Below are 22,402 nucleotides of genomic sequence, written 5' to 3'. Positions count from 1 at the left end.
CAAAAGAAATTGGGTAAAATATAGCATTACTCCTATTCTTTGAATCCTGTTCACAATATATCCATACCAATTAATTGAAAATAAAAAAGAAAGGAAGAATCCTTCCTTTCTCCTATAACCTTCTACATTTAGCGAGTATATCCGCCACCAAGCTGTTGTTCTGCCATCGCTACAAGGCGCTTTGTAATTTCACCGCCTACAGAACCGTTTGCACGTGAAGAAGTATCAGCCCCAAGCTGTACACCAAACTCTTGTGCAATTTCATATTTCATTTGATCTAGAGCTGCTTGTGCTCCATGTGATGCTAATTGATTAGCGTTACGATTTCTAGCCATTACCGATCACCTCCTTATATATATTAAATTGTACCAAATCCGAAATTAAATACATGGTAATTTTTGGTTATTCATTCCATAAAAAAAGAGTCTCTTAAACAAGACTCTTACATCATTTCATCTTATGAGGTTACTACTTCTAATTTTCTACTTGTTAATGCTCTCATTTCTTCTTTTAATATATCTTTCGCATTATGCCCAAACCATTCAAGCGAAGCAAAATGATCAGTATCTCTCACTTCCCGGATGATTTCATCATAATTTACTATACCTTCAAATAATGGAACCATTCCTATACGACTTCCAGCAGCGGCATATACATTATTTGGTTCAAACACGTGTAAATACTCCGCTGATGATATATTCTTAAAATGGTAATGTTGTATCCACGGCTTTAGTCGCTGGAAACTATCTATAGGGTCTGCACCAGACTCCCATATATGAAGGAAATCGAGGTTTATTTTCAAATATGGATGATTTACTTCTTCTAACAATTTCAAAGTAGACGGCAAAGTATCCGTTAACGTATTTGGATGTGTTTCTAATAGTATATACATATTGTGCTGAGCAAATAGATCACAAATCATGCGAATTCGCTTCACATACTCTTTTCTCTCTTGTTCCGAGAAATCCTCACTACCTTTTTGCCCGGCAAACGTACGAATTTTATTTGTATTAAACCAATTAGCTAGTGTTACCAGCTGTTCACATTTTCCCATCGTTTTTTGAAAATCTGCTAATAATGATATGTCCAAGTAATCACTTATCATCGTGACCTCTAAATTTTTATGCTTTAAATAATCTATTTCTCGTTCTGTCGTTTCACGCTCTTGCATATATAAATTTTGTGCATGGGTCCCCCACAACTCAATTCCTTCAAAATCGTTTTCGTATGCAAATTGAACAATATCAGTAAATGAAATTAGTTGATGGCGAAATGAAATTGTACATAGCGAATATTTCATTGGTTTGAACTCCCTTATCTTATATTCAATGAACTTGTATTAGTTAAGACAGACTGACTTGTTATCATGTCTTTCCATGACAGAAACTGTTTCTCTAATTCATCCTTAATCTGCAGTTCAATTGTATTCATTTCATTAAGCTTCTCAACAATTGGGATTAACATATCTTTATCGTTTGTCATTACCATTTTGATTGCGCGGTACTGTACATTTGTAAATCCTTGTACAATGTCTTCCACTCGATCACACCAATAATCAAATTCTTGCTCCGAATATTGTAGAGTTTCACGGAAGTATGCAAAGGCATGTTCATAGCTATATTTACGTATTGCCAATACGGGTATTTGCTTTACTGCCGTTACGAGCCTGGAAAGTGAATACCCATCCTCTTCATTTACCATTTTTATTATTAAATTTTTTAATTCCATAGTTAGTTTGTTATCATTCTTTTTGAATGTTTCCATGAAATAACTTTCTACCATCTCTTGTGTTGGCTCCTGAATTCCTTCTATATCAATGAAATAACCTCCACCAAATGGATTATCTTTAACAGAATGGAGCACTTTTTCTCTTTCCATATTCCCTTCCCAGCGAAAATCAGGATCAAGCATGAACCATTCATCTTCTTTCTCTGTCTTCGATATCATTAAGTAATGCGGAAACGGTTTTTGATGAAACTTATTTTCTCTCTCTGGCAATAAAGACATATCAACCATTACAATTACGTAACGATTTTCCGGCTTATTTTCTACTAATTCTAAAAATGTTTCTACATTGCTACTTTTATCTTTTGAATGATCGTACCATTCGTTCACTTTAATACCATACAATTTTTCATACCAGAGTAAGTAGTTATCATGGTTAATGTTTTCGGAATGATAAGAAATAACCCCACCTTCTGTTATATCAAAATCTCCATCCCATAATCCGAAATAAAATGGACGGAAATCTATATCGCTACGCCTTTTTATAATTTCACAAAAACAACTCACTAAACAGTGAACTTTAATTGAAGTCATACTCTCATCCACTTTCCTAAAAGGTTAGTTATTCACATTTACTTCGTGTAACGGCTGCAACTCTTCCATAAAGTCAAGCAAAGATCCTACAGTAAGAAACGCCTTTGGGTCTATCTCATCCTCTGGAACGCATAGCTTTAAATCCATTTCTATGTATACTATAAGCTGTAACATCATTACCGAATCTATATATAAATCTTGATTTAAACGCATCGTTTCTTCTAAATGCGTTACATTTTTCAGTTCCATTTTTTCTCTCATAATGCTTAAAACTGCTTCTTTTAACATTTCACGACTCATGTTGTTATCTCTCCCATCTCTAATAACTTACGACTTACTTTCCCTGTTTTATTTTTCGGAATCTCTGCTACATTTTCAATTTCATGCGGTACTTTATAAAACGGTAAATGCTGTATGCACCATTCTCTTATTTGTACTGGTTCAATACGAGAGACTACTTTCGCTTTTACAATTTCCCCCATCACAGGATGCTTGCCGCGGTATACAATCGCCTCCTGAATACCTTCTAATCGAAGCATCGTTTCTTCCACTTCTATAGGAAAGACCTTTAAACCGGACACATTAATAACATCATCTATTCGCCCCATGAAATGAAGGCCTTGCTCAGATTTATACCCTAAATCTTTCGTATAAATATCCTTTCCAGCAATTTTCACTACGATTTCTTCAGGTTCATCTTCATTTGAACCTATGTTAATACTTACATGAGAAAGTGGCTTCCCTAAGTCTAAATGTGTCTTCATATCATGACATATACTAATGCAACCAGCTTCAGAACAGCCGTACTGCTGCATCATATATTTCGTCATGCCTTTTAACTTATAAAATAGCGGTTCTGGCAATGGTGATCCTGATGTCATAATTTTATGAAACTGAAAAGTCCCTTGTGGAAAACTCCCCATAATATGTAGCATAAGTGGTACTGTATATATGATATGTTTTTCGGTATTACGAACTATATTTAATGCGAATTTAGGGTTTTTATTAGTAATGATTATAGGCTTGCTACCTCTCGTAATTGCTGATAACGTGCCACAAATTAATCCGTATGAATGTGAAACTGGAGCCATTACAATTGGCACTTCGTCTTCTTCACATTTTAAAGCTTCATTGTAAGCAGCAATTTCCGTTTCAATTTCCGTCCATGCTCTACGAATTAGTTTTGGTTCTCCTGTTGTGCCTGAACTATATTGCAATAAAGACGGTTCTTCTTGTAATAGATTTGGAACTTCTAATTTTGTAAAGTCGTTACTTTCTCCGTATAAAAGTGCAGTACACTTTGCACGCTTTGCCATTTCAATAGCTGTATCCTTTGGCGTATCTTCATGAATAAGTAGCACAGATGCTCTTTTTTCTTTTAGGAAAAACACAAGCGTAATAATATCGAATGGATCTTTCAGACAAAGTGCAAATCTATTTCCTTCTGCTTCTTGAAATTGTTCCACTCCCTCGTAACCTTGTAATCTCAATTCAAAATCATTTTTGCTAAATTCTTGTTTATTAACGATTAGCATGATTTCCCCCTGTAACAACTGATTTTTGTATTGTAAGTTGCTTTGCTCTATACAACGGATTTGGAACTTCATGAACAAGTGATTCCACATCCATATATAAGCGCCGCTTCGTTAATTGCTCTGCATGAAATGTAGGTGCATATAATTGTAATGCTTCAAAACGTTCTTTCAAATGTGAAAATCTTTCAAAATGATCTTCTACTTCTTCAACAAGAATGATCCAAAATTGTTCCTCTTTCAACTGATACTCATCTGCCAACACGAAAGCCAGTTCACCTAGATTGAATAGGAAAAGCGCATCTAAAACCATTTCTTGCAAACATCCAATACGGTCCATTTCAAAGAAATCATTCATTTGACCATTCGCATATGTTTTATGCATTTTAGTAAAGTCAGGACATTTTTCGATTTCTTTCAAAAATGGACGATAAAACTCCAGTCCTTCATGAAAATCTTTTAGTGCAATACGGACTGGTATTCCTTCTTCATGAACTAAAATCATGTTTTGTCCATGTGATTCTAATGCGATTCCATGCTCTACAACGAGGTGTACAACTGGGATAATTGCCTTTCGAATAAGCAATTGTAGCCAGCTTTCTACTCCATATCTCTTTAACCACAAATCAATAATTGGTGTCCCATCTTTTCCCTTGGCATATAAACCGTTAAATGGGATTGCCTCTTCTTTCTTATTTAAATATTTGTGAACGCTTTCGCGCCAAATACATCCTAATGAGCCATATGTAGCTTTTTTATTCGCATCGTACGTAACACTCGAAAATTCATTTAACAAAATTAAACGCGATTCATCCCTTAAATACGGATCATGATCTACTATATCTTTTAACCAATTCGATATAGCAGGTGCACTCACAACCGAATGTGGTTTTAATGTACGGATAGTTGAAGTATTGAGTAAATTCATTGATAATTTTACATATGGTTTCGCTCGGTTCGTAACATTTCTTAATGTCCGCATCGACTGTTGCGCGCAATAATCATCTTCTGATTTCCCTAAATAAATAATATATTTATCCTGTATATGGTCAGTATAATTCGGAATAATGAAGTTCTCCCACTGCCAAGGATGAACAGGTATAAACATATACTTCTTCGAATCACAGTCCATTTTTCGAATACGATCCATATACTCTTCGATTTTCTTTTCACCAATTTCTTCTTTAAAGGTACAGTTATAACTCTCTTCACTTTCATATCCTACAGTCGTATATTTCTCATGAACTGCAATCCATATAATTTTCATTGGTTGCATAAATTCAAATCCATATTGAAAATTATCACGATATTGAAACCCGATGCGTGCTTTATAACTAGGATGATACGGGTGTCCATCTATTAAATGACTTTCAAGCTCATCATAAGATTTCGCAAGATAGTCTTCTTCACAACTTCTCTCATATTGTGCAATCGTATCTTTAAAGATTGTTTGTTCTAATTCTTGAATAAAAGAATCCAATTTCGTTCGATCAACTTGAACAATTCGAAAAATCTCCTGTAAAAATTGTGAAACTGATTGTATTTCTTCTTCCTCATCTTGAACTCTCATTATTAATGAGTCATGTAAACAAATACGCCCAAATGTCATACGTTCTTGTCCATAGCATTGGTACGTTACATTTTGATTCTTTTCATCAAGACCTTGTATAATAAAAAGTATTTGCTCTCCCTTTTGTATACGAATCGGCGTAATGATTTCTTCATAAATTAACGATTCTACTAATTGCCGGAATACTCTTCTTCTTACTGAAATGTACTCTTTTGATTGGAGTGCCTTCAATATTTTTATGTGATAAACTTCTTCTTTCATAAATCCCTCCGCTATAATACGGAATATTGAATTCCATTATTTGTATTACGTGAAATTTTAGCACTACTTATGAACGAACAGCCACTTCTCTAACGAGTGGATTATCTACTTGTACATAAATTGCTTGCTCTAAAGGATTTGTCAGTTCATCAACATCGAAAAATCTCGTTAGCAAGTTTGCTTTGCATGCCAACTTATCCTCTTCCAACAATTCTCTTAAAAATGTAGAAGGTTCACGGTTATATGGAAGGAATGATTCAAGTACAGACCTTAATTCAGAGAGAAGAATTTCCTCCTTAATTAATCCTGCTGTACCAAAACCGTTAATAAGTCCAAACATATGATTAAAAATTAAATAGTAACGAAACCTTTCATCTACAATATAATCGTCATATAAATTTCCAGTACGTTCGCCAATACCGGCTAGTTCATTATCTAGCACTGACTTCATTGAATTGCAGAAATAAAAACCTTGATTATCACGGAAGTAAAACTTAACTGGATAACCATCTTTCAATTGAACAACACTATTTTGTTGATGCGCTTCTAATGCAACGCCATAACGTAAATACATCCATACCATCGGCTTTAAAGAGATATTCATATATCGTCTAAACCAATCTAAACTTACTTCTTCACAGCTTCTACCTTCTAAATCTGCTAAGCGGTGGATAATATTCGCTAAACGAGTTCTTTCACCTGGAATTGCATCTTGTACTAATCCAGCGATAAGCGTTGCATCATTTTCATTTTCACTATAAAAAGGATTCTCCCGAATAATTACTTCAAATCCGGACTCTTGCATACCATAATTTATTGTAATGAAGGCGGGATCACATATAAAATCAAACCCCGGAAACTTTTCTAACACTTCACCAATTTTAGTATTTAACATTTCCTTCCCTTCAGGACCACTCTCAAGTTCCTTCAATTTATTAATACGCATTGAATTCGTCACCTTTACAGGGAATGAAAATTTAAGCATGTACTTGGAATGAGGATGATATAACGTCCTAAGTGATGATGTCGCCATATAACACTTACCTACTGGACCGATATATTCAAGATCGCCTTGATTCATCCAATTTTGCACATAAGATTGATGTAATAGCCATTCTGCTTGTAGTGGATGGATTGGAATTAATGAATATTCATCTTCTTGACAGTACTTTTCAATAAATTCTTGACCTACCTTTTCATCGTTCTTTAATTCCTTTTTTATCATCGCCGTTGTGGAATCTTGTAACAATGATTTTTCACTTACTATACTTTTATGTGCCCGAAAATAGTGAAGTTGGCACTCCCCTTTTAATTCAGGAGAATACATTGAACTTTTCCAATCCAATATACCTTGTCTACTCTTTGGTGTAGGATGAGTTAAATGTCCAAATAATAAAGATTGCTCCGCCTCTATAAAAGTCGTATGGAAACCATATAATTCAGCTATATCCTGCTCCCTTCCTTGTATAAACTTCTCAATATTTTGACAACTACGAATAACTCGAAGCATAAGTTCATCATGATTCGTACCTTCTCCATAGTTAATAGACATTTCCTTTATTAAAAACATAATAACCGTAATATAATCTGCTTTAATAACATTTTTATTTTCGCCAATTTGGTAATAAAATTGTTCTCCAAATAGATGACGGTCCGTTGATGATTTATATATAACTTCCCCATACAAAGTAACGTTTTGTGCCGATAAAGGGCAGCATAAATAAGTGGGGATAGTATCTCTTTGAAATGAATGGCAGAAAATATCCTCTATCCTTTTATCCTCCGTAATCCATTCTCCACTTCCTGTTTCTCTTAAATAACAATTTAAAAAGCTTTGTATTGTTGCATGTTCCGCGATTTGTTTCGCATGCTGCATACTGCTCCTCCTCTTTTAGACGAACACTATCATTTTTTATAAAACTTCTGACAGTTGAATTTTATTATCAACTATGATTCTAATTGATAATGATAATCATTTCAAGATATATTTCAGAATTTTTTTATCTAACTAAACTTTTCATCTTTTCAAAACGTTTAATCCATCAACAAAAAATACACCAATATAATAATTGATGTATTTTTTCATTCTTGTAAATTAAGTTTACATAATAATATTATCTTCTTCTAAATTGATAGTGATTTGTATAAACAATCCATATCTCGCCAAGCATATGCTATTTCTTCTACATTTAGTCTTTCTAAAAGTTTCGTGTCAATTTTTTCCGGATTATATTTTTCATAAAACTTTTTAGAAGGATTATTAGAAACTACCCAAACTAAAAGAGATTCCATATTATTATTTATACATTCTGACAGTAAAGCTTGAAATAATCTTTTCCCTACTTTCAAACCTTGATAATCTTGTAAAATGTAAATCGCATATAATTCCATATCACAATTATATGTACCCATCCTTTCAGTTCCACCATCGATAAATCCAATAATTTCTCCAGTTAACATCTCTGCTACAAATCTATATTGCAGATTGTCTTCTTTTTGAAAAATGTTTTCCCATTGCTTTTTTCTTTGTTCAAATGTTGAATTTTCTAAAATTTCGTTAGCGAATATCCCAGTATACGTCGTTTTCCAGCTTTCCACATGCACTTTCGCTATTGCCGCAATATCAGCTTTCATTGCCTTTCTAATATGTATCTCCACCATATTCATCCCCCTTAGAAAATAATTATAGCAAAATGTTTTGTATGCATTAAAAAAAGAGTGAATTTTCATCACTCTTTTTATCTACTTTCAACTTCTACTGAAACAACATGATCGATTTCTTTTAAAGAACTATATAATTCAGTTGTATATAAATCTTCTGGAGCTAAAATGACCATTTCCAATTGCTGAGATGCCCCATTATCAATATCTTTAATTTTCACTCGTTTCACTTGCATATTTAAATTTTTAATTTGCTTAAAAATCCCGTCTAACTCTCGATGTTTGTTTACGGTAATTTTTATCGACAAGTCCTTTTGTCTCAATGAATACGGTCCTGCGATTTTCACAAGTTGAGGAAGTACATTAATCGCTAATATAATTAAAATCATGGCAACCGTCGCTTGTATATAAAACCCTGCGCCAATCGCAATACCTAGTGCTGAAGCGGCCCATACCATAGAAGCTGTCGTTAATCCTGAAATAACGTCATTATTTCTTCGTAAAATTACCCCTGCTCCAAGAAAACCGATACCACTTACAATTTGAGCAGCGAGACGCATTGGATCCATGTTTGTATGACCCGGTACAGAATAAACATTCACTGATTCAATTGAAACCATTGTAATTAAACAACTCGCTACGGAAATAACCATACTTGTTTTCACACCAAGCGGTTTATTCTTTAGCTGCCTATCTATTCCGATGAATAATCCTAAAAAGAGTGCTAAACCTAATTTGAATAAAAATTCATATGACATAATTCATTCTCCTTACTTTACAATGTTTCCCTTCGAATATTTCACTATAACTCTTTTATGATATCAATTCCAGTCTTTTCTATTCATTTAAAGTAAAAAACCGAAAAAACATTTTTGACAATGTTTCCCCGGCTTTTTATTATAATTCAGATCTTTCTTTATTTTTGTTCTTTAATTTTAATTTGTGCATCTTTATAAAATGCTAATTTATTATCATTATACTCTTTTGTATAATTGTTAAATTGTTCTTTCGCCTTTTGCGCTTCCACATTTAACTCATTAACAGTTTTAACTTTTTCACCAATTTCTTTTAACTTCGTTTCTTTTACTTTTAATTTTTCATACAGCTCTTTTTCATTCGCTAACGCCTTCGTGTAATCCTCATTCATTTTTTGGAATGCAGCATAACGGTTTTTATACGACTCTTCTACTGCTTTAGCTTGTTTTTGTAATTTCTTATCTTCAAGCTTCTCTATATTGCTTTGAACTGATTTCGTCTCCTTCTGAGCTTTCTCTAACAGTTCTTTCTCGTTTTTCAATACTTTCTCACGCTCATTTACATTTGCAGTAGCTTCCTCTATCTTCTTCGTGACTGCTTCATTATGTTCTTTACCTTCTTGTAAAATTTGAGAATATAGTTCTTGCCCTTGCTTTTCTAATTGCTCTAACTTTTTCGTATCATCAGCTAACGATTTTTCTTGTGTCGCTGCTGTTTCAAAAGCCGTATATAAATTTTCTTCTGGTTTTTCACCGAAACAACCTGATAATAATCCTACTGATAATGCTCCAACTACTGCTACTTTTCCATACTTCAACTTCAATTCCTCCAATTACATACGGTTATCGTGCCAGAAATTCACTGGGAAGTGATTCTCTTCATGGTATGCCTCAAATTCATAACCTTTTTCTTTTAGACCCTTTAAAATTGCTGGCACAGCAGCAACTGATTGCGGGTGAATGTCATGCATTAAAATGACTTCTTGCGGTTTTGTTGCACCAGCTAATACATTTTGAGCGATTTGCGCTGCCGCTGCATCAACTGGAACTTTATTGTATTTCCAGTCTAAAGAGTCAATTGTCCAGTCCCACACTTTTAAACCATCCTCAACTACTTTATTTCGGAGACCTTCATTTAAACCAGGCATCGATCCGTATGGAGGACGTGTTAATTTAGGGGCTTTCCCAATAATATTTGCGATTAAGCCTTGATCTTCTTTCATTTCATTAACATACTCGCCATTTTTATATAACTTCGCAAAATTGTGTGTCATACTATGCATTCCAACATAATGTCCTTCTGCATTCTCACGTTTTACTAAATCAGGAAACTGTTTCACATTCGCACCAATTAAAAAGAATGTCGCCTTCGCATCATGCTGTTTTAACATATTCAATAATTCAGCCGTATATTTTCCTGGCCCATCATCAAATGTAAGGTAAGCAACTTTTCTTTCCTGTCCATTAAAACGACTTGGTGCCGTTTTATTCATTTCAACTTTCGGTTGTTCACTTGCAAGCTGTATTACATTTTCTTGTTTCGCAACAGCTTTTGCTGGTGAAGTAATAGATTGAAACATGAAATACCCAATAGCTACTGCTGCAATCGCTATTAAAACGACTACTACTCGTTTAATATTAAAAGCTTTTTCCATTCTATCGATTCCCTCTCCCTATTAATCTTATATATAAATCACCCAATATAATTATACATCTATTTATTCTTATTACACTATATAAACTTTATATAAATTATAGTGGGAGTTTTATCAAAATTGTTGTTCCTGCCTCAACAAACTCTTTATTCTTTTCATACCAATTCTTGATTGCACTATGTACAACTTTCAAGAAGATTTGTTTTAACCTGTTTGATCTTCCATCAATTCAATTCGCTTTCAATTTGTAATGAGATGAATCTATTTTCTCTACTTTAGGAGTTAATTACCAATTATTCTCCTCTAGTATATCGTACAATTACACCTTTTGTTTATATAAATTTAAATGATTTGAATGTAGACTTGAAAAACCTAGTAGCTTTTCTACTAAAAAAACAAATAAAGCAATCCATTTCCATAAAAAAAGATTGGCTGAGGCCAACCTTTTTTTATACTTATTCATTTCGAGTTGGTTTTGGTGTAACACCTAAATGCTCATTTAACTTATTCGAAATATCTTTCACATTTTTTTCGTTTGGAATGTAATAATAAATACCACCAATACGTTTATCCGTTCCTTCTATTTGCATCTTTTCCATTTGCAAATCTGATCCTGCCATATTTTTCGTAATAGCAAGCATATCATCAAACGTTAAGTTTGTTTTCATATTTTTATCAACTGCATCAAGTAGAGAGCCCATTTTACTAATAGATTGAACAGACATTGCTTTTTTCGCAATTGCTTCAATTACAAGTTGTTGTCTTTGACCACGCATTGCATCACTGTCAATTTTACGCGTTCTCGCAAGTGCAAGTGCTTGTTCTCCATTTAAATGTTGGAAACCTTTTTCTAAATGAATCATACCTGCTTGATCTTTACTATCTTGTTCTGTGAAAGTAACCGGTACATCAATATCAATACCACCAATTGAATCTACAATTTGTACAAATGACTCGAAGTTAAACTTCACATAATAATCAACTGGAACATTTAAAAATCGTTCCACTGTATCTCGTGTACTTTCAACACCACCAAATACGTGTGCGTGTGTAATTTTATCTAATTTTTTTCTAGATGGAATATAAACACGTGAATCACGTGGAATACTTACTAATTTAACTGACTTATCATCTTTATTAATTGTCGCTAATAAAAGTGCATCTGTCCGAACTGCTTCGCCGTATTGGCTTTTTCTCATTTCACTTCCATCTACACCCATGATTAATATTGAAATGTTATCCTTTAAAGGTTCAACTTCTTTATCACGCTTTGATGACTTATCAATTTTTGCATACGCATCACTTACAACAGCTTTTGCTTTGTTATATATAAACGATCCATATCCTACTCCTCCAAAAATAAGTAGGAAAAATGGAATTAAAATGAACCATTTTAATGACTTTCTTTTAGAACGTTTTTTATTACTTCTCGTGTTTTGTTCTAATTCAGAGCTCATACCCACTCGCCTCTCTTTCTCTTTCCCTAGTATAATGTAAGTCTATTAATCTTCATATTGAATTTCCTTTCAATTACCTTACAATTTTGTAAGGTTACTTCATGAATCCAACATGTATTCCATTTCACATTATACTCTTGTGCTTATTTTTGGCAAGTCACTATTTATCAACTTAAAAAACCCATCACTTCGGAACATTCAGATTTACAGAATTATCATTCTGTTATTTGAGGTAGTAAGATTTTCACCTCACAATTTAGTAGGAATAAAGAGTCAAGTTTGTGCCGTAAAATTTTGATTGATGATGACTAATAATCAGTGAGAGATAAATCCCCCACTGATTAAAGTTTCACTTTATTATTTCTCATTTGGTGTGTATATTATTTGCTTCCCATTATTATTAATTAAAGCTGACTTTGCTTTTATTTTCGTTTGTTCTATTTCCACCTCATCATTAGAGAAATTCACAATGATTTTAATGTTTTTTCCATATGAAGCAGATTGTACTAACTTATCTTCTGACAAATATGCAAAGTTCGTCATTTCTTCTTTTACTGCCTTTTCATGAACTTCATTCCAAACTTTCAGATGCTCTGTAATTTCTTTTTTATGCTTATTCCACTCTACTTCATCTAAATGGTACAAAGGAGGAACATTATACAATAACTCATACAACATACGATTTCCTACCTCATCTTTTACTTTCAAACTTCCCCATTCCCAGTGATGCGTTGTAATAACGGAATCATTGTATACTAATTTATATAACGGTACCGAATATACCGGATTTAAATATACTTGTTTATATTCTTCTTTCAACGGTACTTGTTTTGCATATTTTTCAGGAACATTTTGATTTGGTGACCAATACCCACCGACATAATACGGGCTTGTTTTATTTTTCCTCATATCTTCATCGTCCCACTTAATAACTGGTGTTTCAATGCCATGAGCAAATGCAATCGTACTACTCGCAAAATCATTTCCGCCCTCTGAGCCAACTACCATACCTTTTTCTTGTGCAATATAATCCATTCGTTTTAATCGTGCTTTTAAATCTTGTTCTTGTGTCGTTAAATGTTTTGTTGAATAATCATCATAAATTTCGCCCGTCGCGTCACAATCAATAAACCATGAATTATATTTAGGGCCATTTTGTAATATATCGTTCATTCGTTCTTTTACACTAGGAAGTGATAATGTCGGATTTAATTTTCGGCCTCTCCCTAAAAACCCTTGCACTTTCTCTCCATTTTTCTTCGTTACAGTTGCTTCTTCATATAACGATGGATCATTAAAGGAAGCTGTGTTCCAATTTTTATCACCTTTTTCATGAATGGAATGATAAGAATCATACGGACCAACTAAATATCCCATTTTCTTAGCTTCTGTAACAAAATTAGGTTGCATATATCCTTGTTCCCAGTTCGGTAGACCAATCCACGCCTTTTCTATCCCGGCCTCTTTCATTTCCTTTAGTATATCCGTTCCATCTGCATTACCCCATTTACTTACTTCTTCAACCGCATCACCGAGTACTGACTTTAGTAAATGTTTATTTAAGCTATACAGCTCTGTCTTCGATAAGTGATCTACACCTTTCTTTAATAACACACTAGCTTCCTGATCAACTTTCGGGAAAATATCCTCTTTATACAATTCCTTCATTGATAATGCTTCGTTTACATAACGCAAAATAACATTTTTTTGATACTTATCAATGAAATCTTGTTTACTTATTTGTTCAAATACATTCAGTTCCCCAGGCTCTGAACTATTCTTTTGAATAAGCTCTTTTATATGGCTAAACAGCGGACTATTTATTTGCTCCCTTAGCTTTGGCCAATTTACATTACTTTCTGATAAACCATTTTGATTCCAAAAATAAAAATGACCTGCACCGTAAAGTTTTTCAATTTCTTTATTTTTTCTTGCCTTTTCTTGTAATGTTTTAAATTCACCTTTTTCAATAATATTGTCCTTGTATAGTTTTGCGATACTTACTGCATCATTATTTGTCACATATAATTGAAAGCCATATGTTTTATTTTTATTTATACTCGGGAATTCATGTGTAAAATCAAACCCTATTTTCGGATCTGAATGAAATTTCAATTCATTATTAAACATATTATTCGCAATATATACGATCGAATATTTAGAACCATTTAATGCAAAAAACTTCATAGAAAATGATTCAGCAAATGAATATGCATCATCCTTTAAAAACTTCTTCCAATTCTCATCATTACTTGGAATTTGCTTACCTTCCCATAACGGAAGTGTATAATTTTCAGCTTGTACTTTCGGCCATGTAAAACTTTCTGCACCAGTCGATTCCACTTCAATATTTAAGTGCTCTTTTTTCTTTTCTAAGTTTACTTTTACTTTTTGATCTGGATATTCCCACGATGTGCGATCCTTGTCTTTTTTAAAATTCGACACCTTCATTTTCGGTAACGGTTGTGATGCCTGTTCCTTTACACCATCATGTTCTACAGTTAACGTGAAAGTCTCTGGATTTACATCGTAAGTAAAATCTTTATACGTCGCTTTCTTTATTTTAGACTCTTGTAAAGCATTATTACCTTTTACATCACACCCGACTAAAGTCGAAAATGACATAGTAGTAAGAAGACATATTGCTATCATTTTTTTCATCTTCTGCACCTCCACCACTGAATATACAGGAGCTTTGTTACAGGAATGTGGCAAAAAATAATAGGGCCTGCCCCAAAAGCCGAACTTTGAAATGGAGTCATGTTCTTATTGGGTAAATTTGCAACAGTACATGAAATTATATCGAACACAAATAATAAGAGAGGGCCGTCCAATTTTTTTTGGACGACCCTCTTCAAAGTGTAAAAATAAGTTCATTTTTACTAATTATGAGTTCAAACAAATCAAAATTTTAACAAGCTTTCCTTAACTGAAAAAGTAACTGTATATAATATATCCTAAAACTAGCACTAAAATTAATATCCCTGTACCTTTCCAATTCATACCACCTGTCATATCAACAGGGCTACCTGATTCCGCCCTGTTGAGTCCATCATTCAAAGAACCGGTAGGATTATTTTTCAATTCACTTTGTCTCATACGCTCTCTTTTTTCTTCTGGTGACTCTTTTGAACTCATATGATCACCTCTAAAATTAATATTCATTTTATATTCTCTTTCTAAAATATTATTACTCCCAAAAAATCCTAGTTAAAATAAATTCCCCATAACTTAAAGAAAGCTAGCGATGCTAGCTTTCTTTATAATCCAATATGTTCTTCCTTATTTACAGTAATCCCTTTATGATCGATTTCAAGCTCACATACTTTCATAGCTGCAAATACTCTTGCTAATTGGTCAGCAATTTCTTGACGCTTCTCATACGGAGTTAAAATAAAAATGGATGGTCCCGCGCCACTAAGCGCTGTGCCATATGCTCCGAATTCTTTTGCACATTTACGAATTGATGGTAATAACGGTACAAGTTCTAAACGATATGGCTCGTGGAAATGATCTCTTTCCATCATTTCACCTACAACTTCCCACTTCTTTTGACATAACGCAGCTACTAATACGTTACTTATCGCACTAGCCTTAACCGCTTCATGAAACGGAAACATCTCTGGTAATACAGATCGACTTTCATCCGTATTTAGCTCTTCATTCGGAATAAGAGAAATTACGCCTAATTCCTTACTTTCAATCCTTACAACCGAAACATTCTTTCCATCCAGTGCTCCGATTACAGTTCCACCTAAAATAGAAGCAGCAACATTATCTGGATGTCCTTCAAAATTTGTAGCAATTTGGACCTTTTGATCAGTTGTTAAATGTAAATTTCCAAGTTGATTCGCAAGCTCTATTCCTGCTACAATCGCTGATGCACTACTTCCTAGCCCTCTTGTCAGCGGAATATTACTAGTAACTTCTATTATATGAGGTGATAAAGAAGGACATACTTTACATGCCGTGCTAACAATTAAATTTTTATCGTCTGTTGGAATTGAATCGTCAAAAGAATGTATCACTTGCCACTTATCAGCTTCTCCCTTTACACTCACTTCTAAATATAATGACAAAGCTATTCCAACAGAATCAAATCCAGGTCCAACATTCGCTGTACTAGCAGGAACACGAACTCTTAATGGTATCACGACATAATCACCCCTTTAATATGCTCTTTAATTTGTTCTATATCATTTGACACACTTGCAATATCAAATTTATTAGAAGAAATTGCGATATCAGGATCTTTTAAACCATTTCCAGTTAAAACTGCAACAACTGTTTCGCCTTTTTTGATTTTTCCAGATTGAACATGTTTAATTACGCCCGCTAATGAAGCATTCGATCCTGGCTCTGCGAAAACTCCTTCAGTTTTTGCTAACAATCTATACGCATGTAATATTTCTGCATCTGACACCATATCTATTTCACCATTAGACTGCTCGGCTGCCTCTACTGCATACGACCAACTTGCTGGATTACCGATGCGAATCGCTGTTGCAATCGTTTCAGGTGCCTCAATGACATGTCCTTTTACAATTGCCGCGGCTCCTTCCGCTTCAAAACCGTGAATTCTTGGCTTCTTATAGCCTTTTTCTTTCTCGTATTCACAGAACCCTTTCCAATATGCTGTAATATTCCCAGCATTTCCAACAGGGATAGCTAGAACATCTGGTGCGTTTTGCAACTGGTCACAAATTTCAAATGCCGCTGTTTTTTGCCCTTCAATTCGATAAGGATTCACTGAGTTTACTAATGTAATCGGCTCTTCTGCAGCAATATTTCTTACAGCTCTAAGTGCATCATCAAAATTCCCTTCTATTGAAATAATCTCCGCTCCATAAGCAACTGCTTGCGCTAATTTCCCATGCGCAATTTTCCCTTCTGGTATTACGATAATACATTTCATACCGAGGCGTGCCGCATAAGCTGCAGCCGATGCCGATGTATTACCTGTAGATGCACAAATGATTGCCTCTGCCCCTTCTTCTTTCGCCTTTGCAACGGCCATTACCATACCACGATCTTTAAAAGAACCTGTTGGATTCGCTCCTTCATACTTTCCGTATAACTGAATCCCTAATTGTTTTGATATATTTAATAATGGAATAAGGGGTGTATTTCCTTCCATTAAGCTGACATCAGGTGTGTTTTCATTCACTGGTAAATAAGAAGCATACTGTTTTAATAGACCTTTATACATATTGTTTTTCCTCCTCAATAATGTAGTAACTGTTTATTTCACTTGCGACATCTTCTATCGCCCCTAAAACTTGTTCGAATTGATATTTTGAAGTTCGATGCGTCACAACAACGACTTCTGCAAGCTCACGATTCAAAGGTAATTGAATTACCTCTTTTAAACTCACAGAATAATCAACGAAACATTCTGTTATTTTTCGTAACATTCCAGGCTCATCTCGTAATGAAATACGCAAAAAGTATTTCGAAACTACTTCTTCATCTCCTTGTAATTCATACGGCTCCGGTTCTTTTAATACACTTTTATTTTTCGGAACTTGATTCATATTTTTAACGATTGAAATAATGTCACTTACTACAGCAGAACCAGTTGGTAACTTCCCAGCTCCAGGTCCGTAAAACATCACTTCTCCTACTGCTTGACCGTGAACATACACCGCATTGAATTCATTATTCACATTCGATAGCGGATGATGACTTGGTAATAAAGTCGGTTCTACACTTAAGTGAATGGATGATCCTTGTTTTTCAGCTTTACCAATTAATTTCATAGTAAATCCTAATTTTTCGGCCATCTCTAAATCTTCTTTTTCAACCTTTCGAATACCTCTAACTTGAACATCATCTAAAGAAACATTCATCGAAAAACCTAAGTTAGCAAGAATTGCTACCTTTCTCGCAGCATCTAGCCCATCTACATCCGCTGTTGGATCGGATTCTGCGAAACCTAATTTTTGTGCCTCCTGTAAAGCCTCTTCATACGACCATCCATTTTGACTCATCTTTGTTAACATATAATTTGTTGTTCCATTTACGATTCCCATTATTTTTTCAATTTGATCTGACGCTAGCCCGTCTGTTAATCCTCTTAATATCGGAATCCCACCCGCTACACTTGCTTCATAACATAAATCACATTCATTTTTATTTGCCAGTTGCAAAAGCTCCGCACCGTATACGGCCATTAAATCTTTATTTGCTGTTACGACATGTTTCTTACTTTGTAAAGCCTTCACAATATGCTCTTTCGCTTCTTCAATTCCGCCCATTACCTCTACTACAATATCAATATTTGAATCATTTAGAACTTCATCAACATTACTTGTTACTACGATTCCATCAATGCAAACATCACGTTCTTTTTCCAAATCACGTACAACGACTGTCTTTACCTTTACTTCATATCCTGTATCAAGAGTGATTTTTTTATAATGTTCTTTCAAAATATGGACAACACCACTTCCGACAGTACCTAACCCTAATACCCCAACATTAATAACATTATTCATCTTCTAATCTCCTCCTAAAATTTTATTTTTTATCTCTATCAATCACCTTGCTCTGCCATTTTTTCATGCAGGTGGTGGTTATTTCCGTACGTACTAATCGTTTCATGTTACCGCACCTCCTTTCAAAGTAATAAAAAAAACACACTCATCCCTGGGAAAGGGACGAATGTGTTTTCGTGGTTCCACCCTTGTTCCAACCTAGACTTATTTTCTTCTAGATTGCTCAAGTTCAGATAACGGCTGATACCGTCAATAATTACTAGATTGCTCGTTCACTATTGAAGTTCAAAGGTGGTAAGATCATTTCTCGTGTTAGGAAGCTCACAGCCTTGGCTTCCCTCTCTGTAAACCGTAAAAATGATTTCATGTCCTTATCGTTACTTTTCCGTTCATATATATTTGTTAACTCATTATACTCGCATAAAAAACAAAATCAATACTATTTTTTAATTATTTTTAATTTTCAATCTAATAACTATAAAAAAACACACTCATCCCTAGGAAAGGGACGAATGTGTTTTCGTGGTTCCACCCTTGTTCCAACCCAGGCTTATTTCCTTCTAGGTTGCTCAAGTTCAGATAACGGCTGATACCGTCAATAATTACTAGATTACTCGTTCACTATTGAAGTTCAAAGGTGGTAAGATCATTTTTCGTGTTAGGAAGCTCACAGCCTTGGCTTCCCTCTCTGTAAACCGTAAAAATCATCTCATGTCCTTATCGTTACTTTTTCGTTCATGTCTATTTGTTAACTTATTATAGTTATGAAAATTTTAAAAAGCAAGCCTATTTTTATTTAATATTTTAAAGATAATTTCTCATTATATTTCACAATAACATTTTACAAAGACTTCTCTTATTACCTATATTTTAAATTTCTAACTTGTAAATCAGCAGTTCATATATAAATAATTCATTCTAAAACGAGAAGCCTCCCACTTCCTAAAACTATATTTATAAAACATTTTCAATACAATCTTTTCGTATAACTTTCTTCTAAAGAACGTGCAACTTCCTCTTCTGAAGCATTCACTTTCGCATGCTCCCGTAACATCTTTGCAGCTGAAGGTAACTCTATTTTATTTAACCATGACTCTGGGTCCCACATTTTTGAACGAATAAAAGCTTTTGCACAATGAATATAGCATTCTTCTATTTCAACAACAATTCCAAGTAACGGATTACGTCCATTCGCCTGCATTTCTTTCAAAATTTCTTCATCGTTTGTAATATATGCTTTACCGTTTATTCGGAGTGTTTCCCCAAGACCAGGAATAAAAAAGATTAACCCTACGTGCGGATTTGAAATAATATTTAAAATTGAATCTATACGACGATTACCCGGCCTTTCTGGAATGATAATTTTATTTTTATTTAATACATATACAAATCCAGGTGCGTCTCCTCTCGGCGAAGCATCACACTCTCCTAATTTATTTGCAGTAGATAATACTAGAAAAGGAGATTTAGATAGAAAATCTACGCAATGGTGGTCTAATGATGAAATAACTTTTTTCAAGGCCCGCTCACTCGGTTGCCCTAATATTTCTCGTAATTCTTCCTCTGTTGAAATAATCGATTTAATTTCCTTACTCTCTATCCCCACTTATAACCGCTCCTTTTTCTTTATTTTCCCAAAATTCAATACAATTATTGTATAATAAAATTTGCAGAAAGGGGAATTAAAATGACAGAGTGGTTAAAAATATTTGATCCTGAAAGAAATACACTTGGGAAGAAATTACGTGATGAAGTGCATCGTGACGGTGATTGGCACGAAACATTTCATTGCTGGTTTGTAGAAAAAGATGATGAAGATATGTTCTTATATTTTCAATTACGCTCTATAAATAAAAAGGAGGCGCCGGGTATATGGGATATTACATCAGCTGGACACATTATGCATGATGAAGATGTACAAATTGGTGGCCTACGTGAAATTGAAGAAGAATTGGGGCTTTCCTTTCAAACGACTGATTTAGCATACAACGGAATCTTTAAAATAGATTATGAAATTTCAAATCTTACTGATCGTGAGTTTTGTCATATGTATTTTCACAATGTAATACAACCACTTCCATTTGCACCGGGTGAAGAAGTAGACGACGTGATGAAAGTACATGCAACTTCTTTTCTACAACTATTAAAAAGAGATATTTCATCTTTAACGACTATTTCTGTTTTAAATAGTAAACCGATAACGATAACATTTGAAGATATTTATCCCTATGACCTTGAATACTATGAATTTGTTATAGAACAAGGAAAAGAATTGCTAAAAAATAATAGTTTGTAAATAAAATAGGACTCCCAGCTTATATTGTGCGGAAGTCCTATTTTATTTCTCATTATTGTTCAAGTATCTTTAATCTTTTCTCTACTCTCATAAATAAGCGAATGATTAACAACAGCATAATAACCATAATCGCTATCATTGTATGTGGATATCTAAACAGTATACTAATAACACTTCCAATTAACATCATAATGAATCCATTTTGTTTCATCACTTCTGCACTATACCTGTTACCTGCATCCCATAATTCCTTATTTTTCATAGATCGTTTCGTACGGTAACCGTATGCTGCGTTAATATCCGTCGGTGGATTTTTTTGAAGAATAAGGGCCGCAAGTATAAATATAATACCAATCAATATGCTTATTCCTATGTTTACTAGTGCATCCATCAATTATATCCCCCCTAACTTACACTTTCATTATACGGTATAACCCTACATTTTCCAATTAGTGGCATATTTGTTTATTTTCTTTCTTTCGATGTCTGGAACATGCTTGGAAGTGTTACAAAACGTGCTCCTTTCGTTTTTAACTGCGGAATGATTTTGTCTAGCGAATCTACAGACCCTTGCAAATGTCCACCTGGAGTCGAATGTTGAAGTATGACACTACCTGGAAATGAATTCCCTAACACATTATTTGTAATCGTATCAGCACTTACCCCTTTCCAATCAACTGTATCAACACTCCACTGTACAATCATAAAATTTTGCTCTGTTGCCCACTTCAATTGATTTTCAAGTATTTCACCATATGGTGGACGAATAAATTTCGGTGCATAACCAGCTAAACGATTTAATATTTCTTCCGTTTTTATAATTTGATTATGGTACTCAGCCTCATTTACTTTCGCTAAATTCGGATGGCTATACGTATGATTACCAATTACATGCCCTTCATTCGCGATACGCTTTACTACATTCGGAAACTTTTCTGCATTTTCACCAAGCAAGAAGAATGTAGCTTTCACATTATGTTGTTTTAACTTATCTAAAATTTTTGGAGTAAATACTAAATCTGGTCCATCATCAAATGTAAGAGCTACTTCTGCTTTATTGTATGGTCCTGAAAATGCATACGCATATTTTTCGACCCATGAAAATGGTGTCCATGACCCTCGATCCTCTTCTTTCATTTGGGCTTCATAATTTTGAGGAACATGTAATGCGTATGGCAATGCGTTTATATAGTCTCCATAATAAAATGAATGATATGGCATATAAGCATACGAAATATTACGTTCTGTCCCCAACTGAAATGGAACGAACATTTCTGACGCATAAAAATAATACATGATAAAAACCTCCCTAAAATTTCATATGTGATTCATCTGCACTTTGTTAGAGAAATTCTTATCAATATACAAAAATAAGACTGTCCATAATTAGGACAGTCTT

The 22,402-nt window shown here is 34.1% G+C and carries 21 protein-coding genes and 2 other annotated features; of the genes, 1 reads left to right on the top strand and 20 read right to left on the bottom strand.

Features of this window, described 5'->3' with window-relative positions:
* Window positions 1-128: 128 nt before the first annotated feature.
* The 18 genes from MHI07_RS09315 to MHI07_RS09230 all read right to left on the bottom strand — a co-directional run bounded on the left by MHI07_RS09315 (window position 129) and on the right by MHI07_RS09230 (window position 20,313).
* Window positions 129-335, bottom strand: coding sequence for an alpha/beta-type small acid-soluble spore protein (locus MHI07_RS09315; RefSeq protein WP_000113539.1), 207 nt, complete (start codon window positions 333-335; stop codon window positions 129-131).
* A 122-nt stretch (window positions 336-457) separates the two neighbouring features.
* Window positions 458-1,300, bottom strand: a complete 843-nt coding sequence (locus tag MHI07_RS09310) for a sugar phosphate isomerase/epimerase family protein (RefSeq protein WP_340823248.1) — start codon at window positions 1,298-1,300, stop codon at window positions 458-460.
* A gap of 14 nt (window positions 1,301-1,314) precedes the next feature.
* Window positions 1,315-2,319, bottom strand: coding sequence for a DUF6005 family protein (locus tag MHI07_RS09305; protein ID WP_002158240.1), 1,005 nt, complete (start codon window positions 2,317-2,319; stop codon window positions 1,315-1,317).
* A gap of 24 nt (window positions 2,320-2,343) precedes the next feature.
* Window positions 2,344-2,619, bottom strand: coding sequence for a petrobactin biosynthesis protein AsbD (gene asbD / locus MHI07_RS09300; RefSeq protein ID WP_002158241.1), 276 nt, complete (start codon window positions 2,617-2,619; stop codon window positions 2,344-2,346).
* Window positions 2,616-3,854: an AMP-binding protein gene (locus tag MHI07_RS09295; RefSeq protein WP_078181408.1), complete on the bottom strand. Its 1,239-nt coding sequence runs from the start codon at window positions 3,852-3,854 to the stop codon at window positions 2,616-2,618. Before MHI07_RS09295 ends, asbD begins: the two co-directional genes overlap by 4 nt.
* Window positions 3,841-5,682, bottom strand: a complete 1,842-nt coding sequence (locus MHI07_RS09290) for an IucA/IucC family protein (RefSeq protein WP_215581373.1) — start codon at window positions 5,680-5,682, stop codon at window positions 3,841-3,843. Before MHI07_RS09290 ends, MHI07_RS09295 begins: the two co-directional genes overlap by 14 nt.
* Window positions 5,683-5,749: 67 nt before the next feature.
* Entirely contained in the window at window positions 5,750-7,558 is a 1,809-nt protein-coding gene (locus MHI07_RS09285; protein WP_340823242.1) for an IucA/IucC family protein, read from the bottom strand.
* 248 nt (window positions 7,559-7,806) lie between these two features.
* Complete coding sequence (locus tag MHI07_RS09280) at window positions 7,807-8,343, bottom strand: GNAT family N-acetyltransferase (RefSeq protein WP_204208022.1); 537 nt, start codon at window positions 8,341-8,343, stop codon at window positions 7,807-7,809.
* 77 nt (window positions 8,344-8,420) lie between these two features.
* The gene (locus tag MHI07_RS09275; protein WP_002158246.1) at window positions 8,421-9,101 is read right to left on the bottom strand and encodes an MgtC/SapB family protein; all 681 of its coding nucleotides are present in this window, start codon (window positions 9,099-9,101) and stop codon (window positions 8,421-8,423) included.
* Window positions 9,102-9,259: 158 nt separating this feature from the next.
* Window positions 9,260-9,916 carry a YkyA family protein gene (locus MHI07_RS09270; RefSeq protein WP_088078367.1) on the bottom strand — a complete coding sequence of 219 codons (657 nt, stop codon included), beginning with the start codon at window positions 9,914-9,916 and terminating at the stop codon, window positions 9,260-9,262.
* Window positions 9,917-9,931: 15 nt separating this feature from the next.
* A complete protein-coding gene (locus MHI07_RS09265; protein ID WP_002158249.1) occupies window positions 9,932-10,753 on the bottom strand; it encodes a peptidoglycan-N-acetylglucosamine deacetylase in 822 nt (273 codons plus the stop codon).
* Between the two features lie 455 nt (window positions 10,754-11,208).
* Window positions 11,209-12,210: an LCP family protein gene (locus MHI07_RS09260; RefSeq protein ID WP_078173228.1), complete on the bottom strand. Its 1,002-nt coding sequence runs from the start codon at window positions 12,208-12,210 to the stop codon at window positions 11,209-11,211.
* Between the two features lie 357 nt (window positions 12,211-12,567).
* Window positions 12,568-14,871, bottom strand: a complete 2,304-nt coding sequence (locus MHI07_RS09255) for a glycoside hydrolase (protein WP_340823231.1) — start codon at window positions 14,869-14,871, stop codon at window positions 12,568-12,570.
* A 264-nt stretch (window positions 14,872-15,135) separates the two neighbouring features.
* Complete coding sequence (locus tag MHI07_RS09250; RefSeq protein ID WP_016104577.1) at window positions 15,136-15,348, bottom strand: DUF6366 family protein; 213 nt, start codon at window positions 15,346-15,348, stop codon at window positions 15,136-15,138.
* Window positions 15,349-15,470: 122 nt separating this feature from the next.
* Window positions 15,471-16,364, bottom strand: coding sequence for a homoserine kinase (gene thrB, locus MHI07_RS09245; RefSeq protein ID WP_016104576.1), 894 nt, complete (start codon window positions 16,362-16,364; stop codon window positions 15,471-15,473).
* A complete protein-coding gene (gene thrC, locus MHI07_RS09240) occupies window positions 16,361-17,419 on the bottom strand; it encodes a threonine synthase (protein WP_078181403.1) in 1,059 nt (352 codons plus the stop codon). The genes thrB and thrC overlap by 4 nt, the downstream gene beginning before the upstream one ends.
* A complete protein-coding gene (locus MHI07_RS09235) occupies window positions 17,412-18,707 on the bottom strand; it encodes a homoserine dehydrogenase (RefSeq protein ID WP_215581370.1) in 1,296 nt (431 codons plus the stop codon). The genes thrC and MHI07_RS09235 overlap by 8 nt, the downstream gene beginning before the upstream one ends.
* A gap of 155 nt (window positions 18,708-18,862) precedes the next feature.
* Window positions 18,863-19,094: a binding site (T-box leader), on the bottom strand.
* A 114-nt stretch (window positions 19,095-19,208) separates the two neighbouring features.
* Window positions 19,209-19,440, bottom strand: a binding site (T-box leader).
* Between the two features lie 234 nt (window positions 19,441-19,674).
* Complete coding sequence (locus tag MHI07_RS09230) at window positions 19,675-20,313, bottom strand: pyridoxamine 5'-phosphate oxidase family protein (RefSeq protein WP_078180893.1); 639 nt, start codon at window positions 20,311-20,313, stop codon at window positions 19,675-19,677.
* 81 nt (window positions 20,314-20,394) lie between these two features.
* Between MHI07_RS09230 and MHI07_RS09225 the strand changes: the two genes are divergently transcribed.
* Complete coding sequence (locus MHI07_RS09225; RefSeq protein ID WP_002158257.1) at window positions 20,395-21,003, top strand: NUDIX hydrolase; 609 nt, start codon at window positions 20,395-20,397, stop codon at window positions 21,001-21,003.
* Window positions 21,004-21,055: 52 nt separating this feature from the next.
* Here MHI07_RS09225 and MHI07_RS09220 read toward each other — a convergent pair whose 3' ends face one another.
* The gene (locus MHI07_RS09220) at window positions 21,056-21,394 is read right to left on the bottom strand and encodes an SdpI family protein (RefSeq protein ID WP_002158258.1); all 339 of its coding nucleotides are present in this window, start codon (window positions 21,392-21,394) and stop codon (window positions 21,056-21,058) included.
* A gap of 74 nt (window positions 21,395-21,468) precedes the next feature.
* Entirely contained in the window at window positions 21,469-22,299 is an 831-nt protein-coding gene (locus tag MHI07_RS09215; protein ID WP_340823220.1) for a peptidoglycan-N-acetylglucosamine deacetylase, read from the bottom strand.
* Window positions 22,300-22,402: the final 103 nt, after the last annotated feature.

Origin of the sequence: Bacillus sp. FSL H8-0545 (genome assembly GCF_038006105.1) — a bacterium.
Classification (GTDB): domain Bacteria; phylum Bacillota; class Bacilli; order Bacillales; family Bacillaceae_G; genus Bacillus_A; species Bacillus_A cereus_U.
This window is presented reverse-complemented; position numbering and strand designations above follow the sequence as displayed.

Bases quoted from the DNA above. Each gene is read 5' to 3' on its own strand.
- MHI07_RS09315 (WP_000113539.1), bottom strand. From the start codon at position 335: ATGGCTAGAAATCGTAACGCTAATCAATTAGCATCACATGGAGCACAA.
- MHI07_RS09310 (WP_340823248.1), bottom strand. From the start codon at position 1,300: ATGAAATATTCGCTATGTACAATTTCATTTCGCCATCAACTAATTTCA.
- MHI07_RS09305 (WP_002158240.1), bottom strand. From the start codon at position 2,319: ATGACTTCAATTAAAGTTCACTGTTTAGTGAGTTGTTTTTGTGAAATT.
- asbD (WP_002158241.1), bottom strand. From the start codon at position 2,619: ATGAGTCGTGAAATGTTAAAAGAAGCAGTTTTAAGCATTATGAGAGAA.
- MHI07_RS09295 (WP_078181408.1), bottom strand. From the start codon at position 3,854: ATGCTAATCGTTAATAAACAAGAATTTAGCAAAAATGATTTTGAATTG.
- MHI07_RS09290 (WP_215581373.1), bottom strand. From the start codon at position 5,682: ATGAAAGAAGAAGTTTATCACATAAAAATATTGAAGGCACTCCAATCA.
- MHI07_RS09285 (WP_340823242.1), bottom strand. From the start codon at position 7,558: ATGCAGCATGCGAAACAAATCGCGGAACATGCAACAATACAAAGCTTT.
- MHI07_RS09280 (WP_204208022.1), bottom strand. From the start codon at position 8,343: ATGGTGGAGATACATATTAGAAAGGCAATGAAAGCTGATATTGCGGCA.
- MHI07_RS09275 (WP_002158246.1), bottom strand. From the start codon at position 9,101: ATGTCATATGAATTTTTATTCAAATTAGGTTTAGCACTCTTTTTAGGA.
- MHI07_RS09265 (WP_002158249.1), bottom strand. From the start codon at position 10,753: ATGGAAAAAGCTTTTAATATTAAACGAGTAGTAGTCGTTTTAATAGCG.
- MHI07_RS09260 (WP_078173228.1), bottom strand. From the start codon at position 12,210: ATGAGCTCTGAATTAGAACAAAACACGAGAAGTAATAAAAAACGTTCT.
- MHI07_RS09255 (WP_340823231.1), bottom strand. From the start codon at position 14,871: ATGAAAAAAATGATAGCAATATGTCTTCTTACTACTATGTCATTTTCG.
- MHI07_RS09250 (WP_016104577.1), bottom strand. From the start codon at position 15,348: ATGAGTTCAAAAGAGTCACCAGAAGAAAAAAGAGAGCGTATGAGACAA.
- thrC (WP_078181403.1), bottom strand. From the start codon at position 17,419: ATGTATAAAGGTCTATTAAAACAGTATGCTTCTTATTTACCAGTGAAT.
- MHI07_RS09235 (WP_215581370.1), bottom strand. From the start codon at position 18,707: ATGAATAATGTTATTAATGTTGGGGTATTAGGGTTAGGTACTGTCGGA.
- MHI07_RS09225 (WP_002158257.1), top strand. From the start codon at position 20,395: ATGACAGAGTGGTTAAAAATATTTGATCCTGAAAGAAATACACTTGGG.
- MHI07_RS09220 (WP_002158258.1), bottom strand. From the start codon at position 21,394: ATGGATGCACTAGTAAACATAGGAATAAGCATATTGATTGGTATTATA.
- MHI07_RS09215 (WP_340823220.1), bottom strand. From the start codon at position 22,299: ATGTATTATTTTTATGCGTCAGAAATGTTCGTTCCATTTCAGTTGGGG.